The sequence below is a fragment of the Lactobacillus sp. CBA3606 genome, from assembly GCF_002970935.1.
In the GTDB taxonomy this organism is placed as follows: Bacteria; Bacillota; Bacilli; order Lactobacillales; family Lactobacillaceae; genus Lactiplantibacillus.
Window position 1 is genome coordinate 1,719,930 of sequence record NZ_CP027194.1, and the last position, 17,722, is coordinate 1,737,651.

The window sequence follows — 17,722 nt, forward strand, 5'->3', positions numbered from 1 at the left end:
AAACATTCCGGTGAAATACATAATTAGTTGAGTCGGTTGATAAACTAATTGCGTCAGTTTATCGCTGTGGCTGTCGGATTTATAACGCATGTTTAAAATAAATTATTAATAATATAATCTTTATTAGCCAGCCAAACGGCAATGTGATAGTATTTTTTGATTCTGTGCAAGTAAAGTGACTTTCACATTTTTATCATGTAACAGGGTAAAGGTTAACGAGATTAATTATCCCCATTTATCAATAAATTGATGATACAATGTAATTTATCAATGACGATTAACGCATTGAATCAATTAAATAAAATTATATTTGGATACTTTTTAGATTTGTGAAAGAGGGCATAATTGTGAAATTCTTGAGGAATACGGCTTTTAAAGGCGATCCTAAATTGCGATACAAGATGTTTAAAGTTGGCCGTACTTGGGTGTTTACCACCATGGCGACTTTCGCTTTAACTGGTGGGATGCAATTAGCAGCCCATGCCGAAACGACAACTAATAATGAAACGACGGCGAGTGTTACTGCCACCAGTAGTGCGGCGACTACTAGCACCACCGTCGCGGATACTGAGACAGACAATGCGTCGGCAACGGCATTGGCAGCTGCAACTAGTGCGGCAACAACTTCAATAAATAGTAGCGCTGATACTAGTACAGCTGATGCGGCGGCTTTAGCCGCTGCCATGGCAGCTAATGCTAGCAGCAGTAGTGTAACCAGCAGTACAACCACTGAAAATAGTGCTGTGTCAACGAGTGCAGCTAGTTCTAGCGCCGTTACCAAAGCGACGAGTACCGCGACAACTAGTCGTAGTGACGCTAGTTCGACTGCAAGTGCTACGAGCACGGCAGCCGCTAGCAGTAGTAGTGCCACTAGCGAAAGCAGCAGTGCCGCGACGAGTGATGCAACCACAACGAATGAAAGCAGTAGCGCGGCAACAACTAAAACCAGTAGCGCCACTGCCAGTAGTAGTGCAGTAGCTTCAAGCACAGCCAGTGAAAGTACCGCGGCTGTAACGAATGACGATAACACTGTCACCGCAACGAATGATGGGGACAAACTGTCTTCATCAGTTAGCAGTGCCGTAGCAACACCTGCTAAAAGCGTTACGAGTCAGGCCACCGCGGATGTGACGGAAGCTGCTGCCACTGCGACTGCGCAAGCTAAAGCAGCCCGTGATGCGGCCAGTAAAGGTAATAATACGGATAGTAGTGCCACGAATGCTGCAAATTCAGCAGCTAATTTGGCCTCTTCGTATGCCGTTGCTGCTAGCAGTTACGCTAGCTTAGTTAATAATTTACAAACGCAAAGCGCCTATAGCTCTGCCCAAAGTGCTTACCAAGAAGCCTTGAAGATGGCAGATTTAGCTAAACATTATAATAGTTTGGCGAATATGTATTTAGATGCAGTCGATAATGGGGTGGGAACACCTTCAGACAACGCGTTGAGCTATTATGATGCCATTAATGCTGCTCAATCAGCTGCAAACGCTGCGGCTGATTACGCCACGACCGCTTCTTCAGCGGCCGAAACAGCGCGTAGTGCAGCAACTCAAGGCTTAGCTAGCATGGCAAGTAGTACATATACTGCTGCTAGTGATGCTGCCAAAGCTGCCGAAGCTGCTGCTAGTTCAGCAGCGGATGCGGCCAATAGTGCTTATTTAGCAACACAGTATGATAAAAATAGTTCTTCCGTTGCAGCTGCTTATAACACGGCAACTAGTAATGCAGCGGCAGCTTCAACCGCAGCAGTTAATGCTAAATCTGCGGCCGAACAAGCTTCAATTGCCTATGCGAATGCCGTTTCAGCAGCGGCGGCTGATGATTATGCCGCTGGAAGTACCGCTTATTCAACTGCTACGGTAAACATGACCACGACAATTAATCAAAGTAATATTGCGAGTGCGGCTAACTTAAATGCGCAATCAGCAGCTAGCACTGCTACAAGTATCTCAATTAGTGATGCGGCTTCGTCAGCAGCAAAAGATGCGACGACTGCTAGTACCGCTAGTATTTCAGCGGCCAAACAAGCGAGTGATGCGGCTAATTACGTTGGGACACAGGCTTCACAATATGCAAGCTTAGCTAATTCAGCAGCAATGGCTGCCGCTGCCGCTTATGCAACGGCCAGCTTAGCCACTGCCGAGGCAGCCACCGCAGCTACCGCTAAAGATGCGAACTCGTATGCTCGGATTGCGGCCGCTGCTGCCGAAGAAGCTAACAGTTATGCCGCAATTGCCGCAACTAACGCCGCGTTGGCTAAAAAATTCAGTACGGATGTTTCTAATGAACAAACGGATGCTGATGGTGCAGTGCTAACGACTTCGGTTACTAATGAGACGATTAATGTCGGCAATTCAGTTAATCTAAGCACTGATCTTTCAGGAATAGGGAACCTTTATACGACCTCTGGGAAAACTTATGTTTGGTACATGTCAACTGATGGTAAGACCTGGACCATTATTAGTGGTGCCACGGCAGCTAGTTACAGTGCATCAATGACTGTTGCTGGGACTTACTATTTCCAAGCTGTGATTTCAGGGTCGAAGACATTAGCTCTTTATACCACTAAATTTAAAGCTGCATCGAATGTTATGACAGTTGTGGTTACTGATCCAGCTGGAACGTATGCTGATCAAGCTAGTAGTTCGGCTAATGTTGCGTCAGACTATGCTAATGGTGCCAATTCAAATGCCAATGCCACTAGTGATGCGATTAAAAATGCCAGTTCTTCAGCTAACTTGAATGGTTCTTTAGCTAGCTTTCATACTAGTCAAGCGAACTCTTCTTACAAAGTTTCAAGTTCTTATGCTGCATTAGCGGCTAGTGCGGCTAGTGCGGCCAATGCTGCGCAAGCCAGTGCAGCGAGTTATGAAGCTAGTGGGAATTATGACTTAGCGAGTTCTTATGCCGTTAATGCAGCGAGTTATGCTAACGATGCGAACTCATATGCAACACTGGCCTCAACAGCTGCTTCAGCAGCGATGGCTTCACTAAATACTGCCTTAGAACAAGCAGTTCATGAGGATGGTGGTGATGCTGCCAATGATTATCTTGCATCAAGTTACGCTAACGCAGCTGCTGCAGCCGCTTCATCGGCAGCTAAACAAGCTAGTTTGGCGGCTTCTAATGCCAATAACGCCAACAATGCGTATACCGCTTCGCCAAACTTTAATGCCGGGACAGCCAGTTATTCAGCTGCGGCTAGTTCTGCAGCTGCGGCGGCTCAATCTCATGCCGCTGATGCTAATAAGGCTGCTAGTTTAGCAGCGTCCTATGCTACTGATGGTAATTATGATAGCGCAGCCTTGCAAAACAGCTATGCTGCTTTAAGTTTGATTTATGCCACTAATGAACTTGATGCTGCGCAAAGTGCCGCTAACATGGTGACTTCAACCATTGTTCAAGCACAAAGCACTTATTATAACTCCTTGGCTCAAGATGCTAAAACAGCTGCGTCAGCTGCGAGTTCAGCTGCAAGTTCAGCTGCGTCAGTTGCTAATTCATTATCAGCGAAGTATGCCAGCAATACGACGCTAGGTGCATCATATGTTGCTCAGACCAAAGGTTATGCTGAAGATGTTATGAGTGCCGCCGCCGCTGCCAATTCGGCGGCTGCGATGGCCGTTCAATATATGAGCTTGGCTACTTCTGCGGTTAATGCCGGGAACTTTGCGGATGCGAGTTCTTATGTCACTAGCGCAGATCGCGCTTATGCTGATGCGAGTTCTTATGCGGCAATGGCAACAGCTGCCGCTAATTCAGGGAGTGTTGCTGCCGATTCTGCAGTTGCTTTCTCCAATAATTTAGGTAGCAAGCAATCTGATAAGACTGGGAACGCTGGGACCGTCTTCGGCGTAGTAGTCGTTGGTGGGATGACCTCGCAACCAGCAGCAGTGACGTCAACAAAATCTGGAAATACCTTCACCTTATCTGCTTCGTCTTCATTAGGATTGGGTGTGCCAGCAATCGGGGTTACGAATACCTGGTATGTCCAAATTAATGGGACTTGGATGACTGTTGCGGCTGCAGTCAAGGCCGGCTACTTTGTTAGTGCGACGGCAGTCGGTAATGATAGTGGTTCCTTGGTTGGGTTGGCTTCAACCGGACGGAGTGCTTTAACTGTTAAATTGAGCGATTCGTTTACAGGGTCGTTAATTTTCCAAATGGTCACAACGTTTAAAGATATAGGTATTACAACCGCAACCTTTGCCAGTGATTTAGCACAAGTGAACGTTTATGATGGTGATATTCCAGCCACTGGCGTTGAAATTAGCGGTGATGATTATATCGTTATTTCGACGGTCGGTGGTGATGATGATGCAACGACTGGTCAATATGTTGTTACAACTAATCCGGGTAATGCAACCGGTGAAATCACTTGGTCAAGTAGTGATGAAAGTGTTGCTACTATTGATAATGCCGGTTTAATTACGGTAGTTGGTAGTGGGACCGTCACGATTACGGTGACGATTACCAATGCGGACGGTAGCACCTACTCAACTTCTAAAGTGATTACCATCGGGAATGGGTTAGATGATAAAGAAGTTAACGCTGGTGACACGATCGAGTGGATTCCAGATGGTGGTCTTGGAAATGCCGGTGACGATATTAGTTACCAATGGTATTATTCAAAGACTCAAGATGGCACCGGTACTGCAATTAACGGCGCTAATGGTGCTACGTTAAATAAAGATGATATTTCAGTCAATGATTCTGGTTACTATTACCTTGTGATTACTGGAACTTCAACTGCTGAAGATGGAACTGTCACAACTCAAACAGTTACGCTTGGTAGTGCTTATCTAACAGTTAATGCGATCCAAACTTCAGCGGCCGAATCTTCAGCTAATGAAGCAAGTGAAGCGGCCGATGATGCTTCAGTCTATGGTAGTATCGCTGGATCATATGCCAACATTGCTGATGAATATGCGGATGGCAATAGTGCGGCTAGTTCATATGCACAACAGGCTGCAGATGCTGCTGCAACGGCACAACAAGCTGCAGAAGATGCTAAAAGTGCCGCCGCCGCTGCTAAAGAAGCGCAAGCTAATGCTGATTCAGCGGAAGCTGCTGGTCAAAATTCAGCTGCTTCAAGTTATGCTAAAAAAGCACAGGAAGCTGCTTCGAGTGCTGCAGATGCCAAGAAGAAAGCGTCCCAAGCAACTGATGATGCCGGTTACTATGCTGCGTTAGCTGCAGATGCGTTGGACACGGATACCGACACCGATGCTGATTCGGATACTGATACCGATACTGATTCGGATACTGATACCGATACTGACACAGATACTGACACAGATACTGACACTGATACAGATACGGATACTGATACCGATTCAGATACGGACACGGATACGGATACCGATACTGATACTGACACAGATACCGACACAGATACGGATACCGATTCAGACACCGATACGGATACTGACACAGATACCGATACGGACACGGACACGGATACTGATACGGATACCGATACCGATTCAGACACGGACACGGACACGGATACTGATACCGATACGGATACTGACTCAGATACTGACACAGATACTGATACGGACACGGATACTGACACCGACACCGATACAGATACTGATACTGATTCAGATACTGACACAGATACCGATACTGATACTGATACTGACACGGATACTGATACTGACACGGATACTGATACTGATACAGATACAGATACGGATACAGATACGGATACAGATACCGACACGGATACTGACACAGATACTGATACTGATACCGACACAGATACTGATACCGATACCGATACCGATACCGATACTGACTCAGATACGGATACTGACACAGATACCGACACAGATACCGACACTGATACCGACACGGATACCGATACTGACACCGATACTGACACGGATACCGATACCGATACCGATACGGATACTGATACCGATTCAGATACAGACACCGATACGGATACGGATACCGACACCGATACGGATACTGATACCGACACCGATACGGATTCAGATACCGATACTGACACCGATACGGACACGGACACAGATACCGACACGGATACCGATACTGATACTGATACCGATACTGATACCGATACTGATACTGATACGGATTCAGACACAGATACTGATTCAGACACCGACACGGATACGGATACCGACACAGATACAGACACGGATACCGATACTGACACCGATACTGATACTGATACGGATACCGATACTGATACGGATACCGACACAGATACAGACACGGATACCGATACCGACACCGATACGGATACTGATACTGACACCGATACGGATACCGACACGGATACTGATACTGATACCGACACGGATACCGATACTGATACTGATACCGATTCAGACACCGACACGGATACCGATACCGATACCGATACCGATACCGACACTGATACTGATACGGATACGGATACCGATACGGATACCGACACGGATACTGATACTGATACCGACACCGACACCGATACCGATACCGACACGGATACCGATACTGACACGGATACCGATACTGACTCAGATACTGATACGGATACCGACACCGATACGGATACTGATACCGACACCGATACGGATTCAGATACCGATACTGACACCGATACGGACACGGACACAGATACCGACACGGATACCGATACTGATACTGATACCGATACTGATACCGATACTGATACTGATACGGATTCAGACACAGATACTGATTCAGACACCGACACGGATACGGATACCGACACAGATACAGACACGGATACCGATACTGACACCGATACGGATACTGATACTGATACGGATACCGATACTGATACGGATACCGACACAGATACAGACACGGATACCGATACCGACACCGATACGGATACTGATACTGACACCGATACGGATACCGACACGGATACTGATACTGATACCGACACGGATACCGATACTGATACTGATACCGATTCAGACACCGACACGGATACCGATACCGATACCGATACCGATACCGACACTGATACTGATACGGATACTGATACGGATACCGATACGGATACCGACACGGATACTGATACTGATACCGACACCGACACCGATACCGATACCGACACGGATACCGATACTGACACGGATACCGATACTGACTCAGATACTGATACTGATACCGACACAGATACTGATACTGATACCGACACGGATACTGATACCGACACCGACACCGATACCGATACCGACACGGATACCGACACGGATACTGATACCGACACAGATACCGATACTGACACGGATACCGATACTGATACTGATACCGACACTGATACCGATACCGATACTGACACGGATACCGATACTGATACCGACACAGATACCGATACTGATACCGATACTGACACGGATACCGATACTGATACGGATACCGACACGGATACCGATACCGATACGGATACCGATACTGACACGGATACCGATACTGATACCGACACAGATACCGACTCAGATACTGATACTGATACCGACACGGATACTGATACTGACACCGATACTGATACCGATACTGATACCGACACAGATACAGATACCGACTCAGATACGGACACGGATACCGACACGGATACTGATACGGATACCGACTCAGATACTGATACCGACACAGATACTGATACTGATACGGACACGGATACTGATACGGATTCAGACACGGATACTGACACGGATACTGATACCGATACCGACACAGATACCGACACGGATACGGATACTGATACGGATACCGATACCGATACCGATACCGATTCAGATACCGACACGGATACCGACACGGATACTGATACCGACACAGATACCGATACTGACACGGATACCGATTCAGATACCGACACGGATACCGATACCGATACTGACACGGATACCGATACCGATACTGACACGGATACCGATACTGATACTGATACCGACACAGATACCGATACCGATACTGATACCGATACTGATACCGACACAGATACCGATACTGATACCGATACTGATACCGATACCGATACTGATACGGATACCGACACGGATACTGATACGGATACCGATACTGACACGGATACTGATACTGACATCGATACTGACACTGACTCAGGCACTGATTCTGGTTCAGAGGGTGATACTGGTTCAGGCAATGGTAGTGCGGGTAATGGTTCAGGAACAGGTAATGGTTCAGGTTCGACTACTGACTCAAATAATGGGTCGAATACGACTACTGGAACTGGATCAACCAACGGTAGTAATAACACCACTACCGGAACCGGATCAACAACTAGTTCCAACACAGGTAATGGTACGACTACGACACAATTAAGTGCAGTAGCCAATACCGCTACTGGTAATGGTACGACTGGTATTACTAGCCTCAGTGCTCAAACCAACAATGCCAATGTTAGTGGTGTAACTGCTACTAATGCTGCAACAACTGGCAATGCTTTGAGTGATGGTGCGGCAGCAAACACGCCAGCGGTAGCATTGGCAACTGCGGCACAAGCAAGTACCAATAGTGATACTGGTGAAGCAGCTACTGCTACTAGCAAAAAGGCTAAGTCTAAGGCCAAGAAAGCGGCCAAGACTAAGACGGTTGCTAAAGAAACGCTGCCAGATAAGAAACAAAGTGATAGCGATAAGATTAGTTCAAGAAGTAATTGGGCGACAGTTGGCGCTTGGCTAGCTGCCATTGCTATCGCTGCTCTAGGTAGTGTGGGTGCCATTGGCTGGCGTCGTCGTAATAAGAACTAAGATTCATAGGTGGTTTTGCATGATGACTGACCAGTAACATGGTAAATTAGAGTTAACACATCAGGTGGGCTTAAAGGCCCGCCTGATATACATAAAAGAAAAAAGGCGAAGGTGACTGACGTGCAAAAAACAACTATTAAACAATTAAAACAAGCAGTTTTAGCAACTGGGAATGTGGTGGATCATGGAACCAATTCGGTTACCTTAGCAGTATCTATCTCTGATCAACAACATCGTGCGCAAGTGCAATTTGTTCGCCGAGAAACTTTTAATCAAGCTTGGCAAGTTGTGGCAACTGAATTAGCGACGACGCCTCAACATAGTTGGGTTCGGGTTGAAAGTATTCAGTCTATTCAACGATTACCGCGCGCTGAATTTGAACAACGGTTGGCGGCGACCTTTCGGATGAATTATTGGCGTTATGGTGTAAGTTTTGACGCTGATTTTAAGACGGCTTTGTTGGAAATGGAAATTAATGGACAAGCCTTTTTCCGACCTGGTAAGGACCATCGGATTGGTCGTAATCGGTCGGGCTCATGGGCTGATTATCAACGAATCACGCCTTATTTAAAACAACGAATGGGCACACTGCCAGTTGATATTGAACAGACCGAATTTGTCTGGGTCTTTACAACGGCGGGCGTCTTTACAGACGGGGAGCAACTGTGGAATTTAGAAACAAAAGAAAACTGTGCTAAGGGGATTCGGGTGCTCACCGATCCGCAGACGGAGATTGCGACCGTGATTGATCAAGGTGAAACCTTTTTGATTAATCAAATTAAATCCGATGGCCAATTCGTTTATGGCTATTTTCCGAGTCGGCAAAAAGTATTATCTAATTATAATTGCGTGCGGCATTTTTCATCCTTATATGCATTGTTAGAAGCGATTCCGTTTACGGGTCGCACTGCCGACTATGTCAAAGTTAAGCAGGCCATTCAATGGGGGCTGGATAATGCGACAATCGAGCAGCAAGGAGCGCTTTTTATTAACGATAATGGCGAGCTTAAATTGGGTGGTCAAGCCTTATTAATGCTGACGCTTTGCCAATATCAAACGGTCACTGGTGATAAGAGTTTTGAACCAGTTTTAAATAAGGCTTTTAAAGGGGTACCGTTTTTCCGGGAAGCATCTGGGAAACTAAATCATGTGTTGAATCCTGATTTAACGCTTAAAAGTGCTTATCGGACCATTTATTATGAAGGTGAAGTCGCATTTGGCTTATCGCGATTATATGAATTAAATCATGATCCAGCCGTGTTGGACTTGGTTAAGCAGATTTTAGATTACATGGTTGCTAATGACTATGGTAAGTATCATGACCATTGGATTTCATATGCAATTAATGAAGCGTTACAAGTCTTTCCAGATAACCGGGATTATATGGCGTTGGGCTTGAAGAATGTGTTCATTCACTTAAAGTTCATTGAAGAACGCGATACGACCTATCCAACCTTGCTGGAATTAGTCGATGCCGCAGTAAAAATGACTGACTTTATACGCGCTTCTGGCAATGAAGATTTATTGGCACCGTATGATGTGATTCGCTTACGCCAAGTTTTAAAGTATCGCGCGGAATATGAAGTGACGACGGGGAGCTTTTTACCAGAACTAGCGATGTATTATTATCGACCAGCTAAGTTTATCGGTGGCTTCTATGCGCGTCATGACAGCTTTCGGACCCGGATTGATGACTGTGAACACTTTTTATCAGGGTTAATTAACTACTATAACTATACGTACCAATAAAGCGAACAACGTCATTATTGGGAGAGGATGTTAGCATGTTTTACTTTATTAATGAATACTTACTACCTAAAAATTCTAGCGTGGAACATAGTGCCATGGACCGGGTTAAGCTCTTTAATCACTACCAAACGCCCGCTAAAATCGTGACCAAAATGTACGATCGTTTGTTACACCAAACACTCGCGACTTTCAATTTACCAGATGAACAAGTGCTCAATATGTTTGACTATTTCCAGCAAGCCACCACGGTGCTGACGCAAGTCTACCATGTCGAAGAGTTACAGTTGCCCGTAGAATATGCGGTGGAAGTTGGTGCTAATTTCAGTCGTATCTTTAATGGCGATGAGTTAGTCGGCAATGTCGGGTTTATTCCAGGCACGATTGGTCGGGTCTTTTATCAAGAATTTCTAGATAATCAAGGCAACCGAATGGCAACGGATTTATGGGATTGGCGTGGATTTAAATCTTGTACGCAGTATTTTGGTCAAAATGGTAAGCTGACGATGGAACGGTATTATACGCCAGCCGGTAAGATTGCGATTGAACAATACTTTGTGCCGGATACTGAAGGCAATCCGCTGGCATCACGGTTAATCTTAAAAGATTATCAGGATCAAGGCGATCGCTTTTTCCAAAATACCACAGCGTTATTTAACTTTTTTATTGCTGAATTAAGTCATCGCGATACTGAAACGACGACCTTTATTAACGATCGTCCTGGTACCGGGATTCAACCATTATTGCAATTAAATGATGATTCGAAAAAATACGTCATGGTCCCAATTTATCATGCCAAAACGCTAAATGATCCACTACATGCGCCACTTGATGGCTTTTTGGAACCGGCCCTCGATAATGCGCCGCATTTTGATGGCTTTATCACGTCAACCAACCAGCAAGCACAACATTTACAAACTCGTTTCTCACAGGCTAAAGTGACACAATTACCAGTCGTCGCAACGACGGCTCTAAACCAAAGTCAATTAGTGCCAATGTCGCAACGTGCTAAGCAATTGTTATACGTTGGTCGGTTAGCGCCGGATCGCCAAATTGATCATTTAATTCGGGTTGTGGCGTTAGTTAAACAACAGATTCCAACGATACAATTTGATTTATATGGCTACGGTGACACGGCTTATTGTGAGACGTTGACTGCATTGATTGATGAGTTGGATCTGACGACCAATGTTCATTTGATGGGTTATCAACCAGATTTAGCGCAACGTTATACAAGTTATCAGCTATTATTGAATGCGGCATTAGCTAATGGTGGGCCGATGGCGATGCCAGAAGCCATGGCCCAAGGCTTACCCGTGATTAGCTACCGCTTTAACTATGGTCCCCATGATTTCATAAATGATGGGCAAGATGGCTATATTGTTGAACCAGGTGACCAGCTGGCAATGAGTACGCACATTACTGACTTGTTAACCGATGAAAAACAGCTAGCTAAATTTAGTGCAGCGGCATTCAATAAACTGCATACCGACCAAACTTACTTAAAGGTTTGGCATCAATGGCAACAGGTATTAGGGTTGAAAAACGGAGGATAAAAATTTGTATTATTTTTTGAATGATAATTTACAATTTTCTAAGTCTGGGATTGAACATGCCGAATTGAAACGGTTAACGCTTTTCAAACAACACCAGATTCCAGCAAAAATCGTGACGCGGATTTTTGCAATGAACTTGCATGCGGTTATGGCAGATGCCGGTTTAGCTGCGACTGATTTAGTTAATTTATTCGACTTCTTCTGCGGTAGCCAACAAGTTGCGTCGCAGTCAGTTAAGCTCGCCGATTTTAAGATTCCGGCGGATGCGATTAAGACACGAAAAGATCGTCAGGTTCACGTTGTTCAGCAGGGTAAATTGATGATGATTATTTACTTGCGACCGACTGAAGATGAGATTAGCAATGTCCAGTATTTTGATGTTAATGGGAAAACCCTAAAAATGACTTGGTGGGATACACGAGGTATGAAATGCTTGGAACAGTTGTTTGACTGGGATGGCAAAATCGTGGAAGAAGCCTACTTTGGTCCTGATGAGCAGATTCACATTGAAAAACTGCACTACTTAAACCATGCAGGACAAGAACGAGTGACTTGGCGGGTCTTAAATTATCGCGGTACTAGTTGGACGTTCAATGGCATGAATGAATTAACACGTTTCTTTTATGATGAATTGAACCAAAACGATGAGGAAAACGTCTATATTTGTGATCGGACAGTGGAATGTGCTTGGAGTTTGTTCAACATGGTGACACCGACTAAAAAGATTTTACATCTGCATAATAATCATGTGGGCGAGGATGCGGATAGCTTGCATGCTAGTTTCAATAATAACTATGCCCATGCCCTGAATAATTGGGCTAATTGGGACGCGGTTATTTCAGCGACTCCTGAACAATCGGCCGATGTAGAAGCTCGGTTTGGTCAAGCCATACCGGCCTTTACAATTCCGGTCGGCTATGTGGAAGCAGCTACGTTAGATGCGCCACATGTGCCTTTTGCGCAACGGCAAAAATACTTACTCGTGCAAGTTGCTCGGTTAGCGCCTGAAAAACAACAAAATCATTCGATTGAAGCCTTTCAACAAGTATACGAGCAATTTCCAGAGGCCCGCTTAGAGTTCTGGGGTTACGCTAATGGCGATATGGAAAAGCAATTAAAAGCCCAAGTTAAGGCGGCCGGTCTTGAAGAAGTCGTTCAATTTAAAGGGTATACTAATGATGTTGATGCGGTTTATAATCGGGCTCAAATTGGTCTACTGCCAAGTCGGGCGGAAGGTTTTTCATTAATGTTACTAGAGGCGCAAGCACATGGGTTACCGATGATTGCTAACGATGTCAAATACGGTCCTAGTGATATTATTCAAGATGGTGTTAGTGGGGTCTTGACGACGAATGGTCAAGTCCAACAATTGGCCGATGCAATGTTAGATTTATTAAGTCATCAAGCTAAGTTAGCGACTTATAGTACCAATGCTTATCAAAATAGTCAACGCTATTCAGCGGCAGCAGTCTTTGATAAGTGGCAAGCGTTATTGGATGTCTTTCCAAGTGGTGCGAAGCCAGTCGCCACAACTGTAAAGTGAGGAACTGATAAATGTTAATTATGATGTCGACTTATACGAGTATCAAAATGGGTATCCGGTTAGTGGCCTATTTGGTATTAGGTGGTCTAGTTTTGATTATTCGCCACCGACACCGTAAAAAATCTCGCACTGAAATGGATGAAGAAACGAAACGCTTAATGGCGCGGACCAAAAAAGATGAGAATGGCAAGTATCCATGGGAACAATAAAGTAAGAGTGCTCAGCCAACCGGTTAGCGACTGAGCATAGTCTAGCACCCCCTTTGATGCGGTTTTAGCATCAGCGGGGGTGTGTCGCTAAGCGGAGGTCGCTGGTTGGCTTAAGTTATGAATGTTATTACTAAAAAAACACGCCGGTAATGCCCCGAAAGGCATGACCAGCGTGTTTCTTGATGAAGTGCGGCGACCTTCAGAACGCTTGCGCGCCGATCGCGTACCTCCATCATGGTTTGGCACCATCAGTAGTATCGCACGTTCAACTAGGTGCCGTCAACTAAAAGTTAAGCAAAATGTTTCACGTGAAACATCTAAGAAAAGGACGCTGATTCCCAAAGTGGAAAATCAAAGTCCTTTTTTACGGCTTAAAGCCGGCTGTTATAAATCAAGAAACTAATGTAACATGTATCGCCGTCTGGTAAAGTGTAACCAGAATTTTGGTTTGAACCATCATTTTCATGTAACACGATGAATTCACCGGCGCCGTAATCTTGATCGTTTAAGTATAAGACTAAGCTTTCATCACAGTCTGCTAAGGTCTTACCGGTGACGATGCGCCGATTCCAGCCGCGGTGAATGGTACCATTTGGATTAATCATAATTTTGTAACTCCTTTAATTATAAAGTTAGTAGTTGCGCTTGACGTTGAGGTTGGGCAGATAATTCTGCTGCCGTTAAGTCAGCTTCAATTTGATGAGCGGCATTAAAAATTAGATAACGTTGGCCTACCGCTTGAACCTGTTGATAGTTATGGCTAGCCATAATAATAGTTTTTCCAGCTGTTTGGAGCCGTTTAAGCAGGCCCAACATTTGTTGTTGGGCGGTAATGGTCAGACCATTGAGTGGTTCATCAAGCAATAAAATGGCCGGATTAAGTGCCAACACGCTGGCTAAAGCCACCCGTTTTTTCTCACCACCAGAAAGTTGATAAGGAACCCGATCACGTAGGGCCACACAGTCGGTTAGTTCAAGACAGTCGGTCACGCGTTGATTGATTTCAGTCGGACTTAATCCCAATTGTTGAGGACCAAAGGCAATCTCTGCGGCTACCGAGGGGTTAAACAATTGAATGTCGGTGTTTTGAAAAACCATGCCAATTTGTTGATGTAGTTGTTGTCGCTGAGTGGGGTCGGCTAAATAAGTCGGTGTGATGGCTTGGTCGTTAAACCAATACTGTCCCTGACTGGCAGTGGTTAGCCCGCTCAGTAACCGTAACAAGGTTGATTTACCAGATCCATTTGGTCCCATTAAACAGACCCATTCGCCAGTGTCGATTGTGAGGCTCAGCTGATCGAGCCCTTGGGTATTTGGATAATTGTAAGTCACATTTTCAAGCTTGATTAAGGTCAATTTAAAGCCTCCCTAGCAGTAAGACAGCCATCAAAATCAGTTCGGGACTAAGCGAGAGATAGTCTTGCCAGTGATGCTTTTTGGTGGGTACCTGAGCGTAATGACCGTTGAATCCACGGGCTTCCATCGCAGCATAGAGTTCTAAAGCATAGGCGTAACTTTTTAAGTAGAGATTGCCAAAGAGGGCACCGATTAAATGATACGGATGTTTAGTTGGTGCGACGGTTCTTAAATCCAACGCTTCCATGGTGTGTAATAAGTAATTGCCAAGCATCCGTAAATAAGTGATGGCAATCGCTAAGGTCATAATTAAGACGTCAGGACAGTGTAAACTTTTGAGCCCAGTCAACAAATCTTGAAATGGCGTGGTTAACCGATAATAATGGGCGTTTGCTAGCAGTAGCGCAGTCTTGATACCGAAGAATAGCACCGTCGTGGGACCGGTCAACCAGTAACTAGGTAACACCACTAATAAAGCGATGAGTAAGCTAACGGCCCAATCACGGGTGAAACGGCGCAATTGTCGTGGTGATAAGCTGAGTAATTGACCGCCAAGTAATAGCGCTAATCCCCATAAGAGCAGGCCGTTTTGAATTAAGGCAATTAATAATAATAGCAGTAACAACCGTACTAATTTAATGGCAGGGGATAGTTGCCAGCGTGACGATGTTTGGACGGGCGCTGGCTGGGCAAATTGGGCTAATAACTTTTGTAGTCGCCGTCGATTACGGGCTAAAAATGGCCGTTGTTTGCCCATGGCAATTGGTTGCGGCGCCTGTTGCAACCAGGCGGGTAACTTAGTGGGTGCTTTTGGCATCATGTTGAAGACCTCGGATCAATAATAAGCAAAGTAAAATGGCCGTCAAAGCAGATAAAATATAGCCAATAGCGAGTGGTAACCCGGCAATCGAATAATCTTGAAATAAGGCTTGAAAATGAATGCCGTGGGTCATGCCAACCGGAGCAGTGGCTTGACCGAGCCGGTGTTGAAGCTCGCTGGGACTCCATTCACCCCAAGCAGTGTTACTGGCGAGTAGGCCGAGTGGTGAGATTAAGGCCAACCCAATCAGGAGATACAACCATGGTCGTCGGTTCGTCCGTGGGGTAGCTTGATATAAGTTGAGCGGGGCGACTTTCTTAACGAACTGATAAACCAGTAACGTAAAACCGACTTCCACCCAACCGGCGACTAATAAATGAGCCGCTAACATGGCTGGTACGGCGATGTTAAGCCCGTATGGACAGTAAAGCGGCGTGCCGTTGGCCGTATGAGCTAATAAAGGTTGCAAGCCTAGCTCAATTCCCGCAACTAAGGCAGCGGTGTTAATGCCAAGGTAGGCCCCAACTGCGAGGCCTATTTTTTCGTGATGCCATTTTTGACCGATACGATAGCAAGCATAACCAACAAACGGCATGATGACTGCCATATTAAATGCATTAGCACCAAAGGCCAGAATCCCGCCGTCACCGAAAAGTAGGGCCTGTAGTAATAAGGTCACGGTTAACGCTAAACAGGCCGCCCAGGGCCCAATCAGCACCGCTAACAGCGTCCCACCCACAGCATGTGCGGTGGTCCCGCCTGGAATTGGCAGATTAAACATCATGATTAAAAAAGCCAACGCGGCAGCAATGCCGAGCATCGGTAAGGTTTCATGGTGGGTTTTAATCTGAACTTTAACCTTTAGTACTGCCACGGTCCAAATGGGCGCCATGGCGGCAACGAGTGTGCCACAAGTGGCAGGGCTTAAATAGTTATCCGGAATATGCACGGATGAGCACCTCTTCTAATTAGCAATTTGATCTAAGAGATAACTGATGTCTTGAATAATGAACTTATGATTTTGAACCAACAATACGTTATCAGCCCGCAATTCTTTCAACATTCGGTTGACGCTACTCCGTGAACTAATCCCACAAAATCCCGCAATATCTTCATTAGTGACGACAAAATCAATTAAAATCCCAGCTTTAATTTGACGGCCAAATAAACCAACTAGACTGTAAATAAAAGCACAGATAGCGCCTTTTTTACCGTTCATGACCATACGTTGCAAGCGTAAAATGTTTTCGGACAATTTCTTCCGATAATAATTTTTGACGTAATTTTGTAATTCCGGGGTATGGTTCACATATTTCCAAAAATCGACGCGATTAACTTGGTAAAAAGTAGCATATTCGGATTCAATCCGGACGTTAAAAGGTTGATCGGTCGACCGTGAAACTTCATCACGGAGTAAAGAAATCACATCAGGCTTGGCAATGTACGATAAATTAAATTCGCGGCCGTCTTGTAAAATGATGCTGTTCTTGATGATGCCATCCTTTAAGACGTACGTGTAGTGCTCTGCTAAACCATGATAGGTCAAGTAAGTATGGCGTTTTTTTTGAATTGTCGGGACATGATGGGCTTCTAAATAGCTCAGTAAATATTCAATATCAGTTAATACCATCTTAGTTTCAGTTCTTTCGTGAATAGATTTAGGGTCACGATTGTCCTAATCACGATCAGTCCGTTGTTAAGCATACCTTTTTTATGAATTA

The 17,722-nt window shown here is 45.1% G+C and carries 9 protein-coding genes and 1 pseudogene; 5 read left to right on the forward strand and 5 right to left on the reverse strand.

Going from position 1 to position 17,722, the window contains the following annotated elements; genetic code table 11:
- Nucleotides 1–347: 347 nt before the first annotated feature.
- From C5Z26_RS08400 to C5Z26_RS08420, 5 genes are all read left to right on the forward strand, one after another.
- Entirely contained in the window at nt 348–8,771 is an 8,424-nt protein-coding gene (locus C5Z26_RS08400; RefSeq protein ID WP_105449518.1) for a KxYKxGKxW signal peptide domain-containing protein, read from the forward strand.
- Between the two features lie 120 nt (nt 8,772–8,891).
- Nucleotides 8,892–10,520, forward strand: coding sequence for a glycosyl transferase family 1 (locus tag C5Z26_RS08405; protein WP_105449519.1), 1,629 nt, complete (start codon nt 8,892–8,894; stop codon nt 10,518–10,520).
- A 35-nt stretch (nt 10,521–10,555) separates the two neighbouring features.
- On the forward strand, nt 10,556–12,073 hold the full coding sequence (locus C5Z26_RS08410; RefSeq protein WP_105449520.1) for a glycosyltransferase: 1,518 nt from the start codon (nt 10,556–10,558) through the stop codon (nt 12,071–12,073).
- Between the two features lie 4 nt (nt 12,074–12,077).
- Nucleotides 12,078–13,616 (forward strand): glycosyltransferase family 4 protein, encoded by a 1,539-nt coding sequence (locus C5Z26_RS08415; protein ID WP_105449521.1) that lies wholly within the window; start codon nt 12,078–12,080, stop codon nt 13,614–13,616.
- Nucleotides 13,617–13,627: 11 nt separating this feature from the next.
- Nucleotides 13,628–13,825, forward strand: coding sequence for a hypothetical protein (locus tag C5Z26_RS08420; RefSeq protein ID WP_105449522.1), 198 nt, complete (start codon nt 13,628–13,630; stop codon nt 13,823–13,825).
- 371 nt (nt 13,826–14,196) lie between these two features.
- Here C5Z26_RS08420 and C5Z26_RS08425 read toward each other — a convergent pair whose 3' ends face one another.
- From C5Z26_RS08425 to C5Z26_RS08445, 5 genes and pseudogenes are all read right to left on the reverse strand, one after another.
- Nucleotides 14,197–14,430: a hypothetical protein gene (locus tag C5Z26_RS08425; protein WP_105449523.1), complete on the reverse strand. Its 234-nt coding sequence runs from the start codon at nt 14,428–14,430 to the stop codon at nt 14,197–14,199.
- 19 nt (nt 14,431–14,449) lie between these two features.
- Nucleotides 14,450–15,115: pseudogene (locus C5Z26_RS08430) on the reverse strand (energy-coupling factor ABC transporter ATP-binding protein); the annotation flags it as partial.
- Between the two features lie 67 nt (nt 15,116–15,182).
- A complete protein-coding gene (locus C5Z26_RS08435; RefSeq protein ID WP_105449525.1) occupies nt 15,183–16,001 on the reverse strand; it encodes an energy-coupling factor transporter transmembrane component T in 819 nt (272 codons plus the stop codon).
- Nucleotides 15,979–16,950 (reverse strand): cobalt transporter CbiM, encoded by a 972-nt coding sequence (gene cbiM / locus C5Z26_RS08440; RefSeq protein WP_105449526.1) that lies wholly within the window; start codon nt 16,948–16,950, stop codon nt 15,979–15,981. The genes C5Z26_RS08435 and cbiM overlap by 23 nt, the downstream gene beginning before the upstream one ends.
- A gap of 15 nt (nt 16,951–16,965) precedes the next feature.
- Complete coding sequence (locus tag C5Z26_RS08445; protein ID WP_105449527.1) at nt 16,966–17,631, reverse strand: Crp/Fnr family transcriptional regulator; 666 nt, start codon at nt 17,629–17,631, stop codon at nt 16,966–16,968.
- Nucleotides 17,632–17,722: the final 91 nt, after the last annotated feature.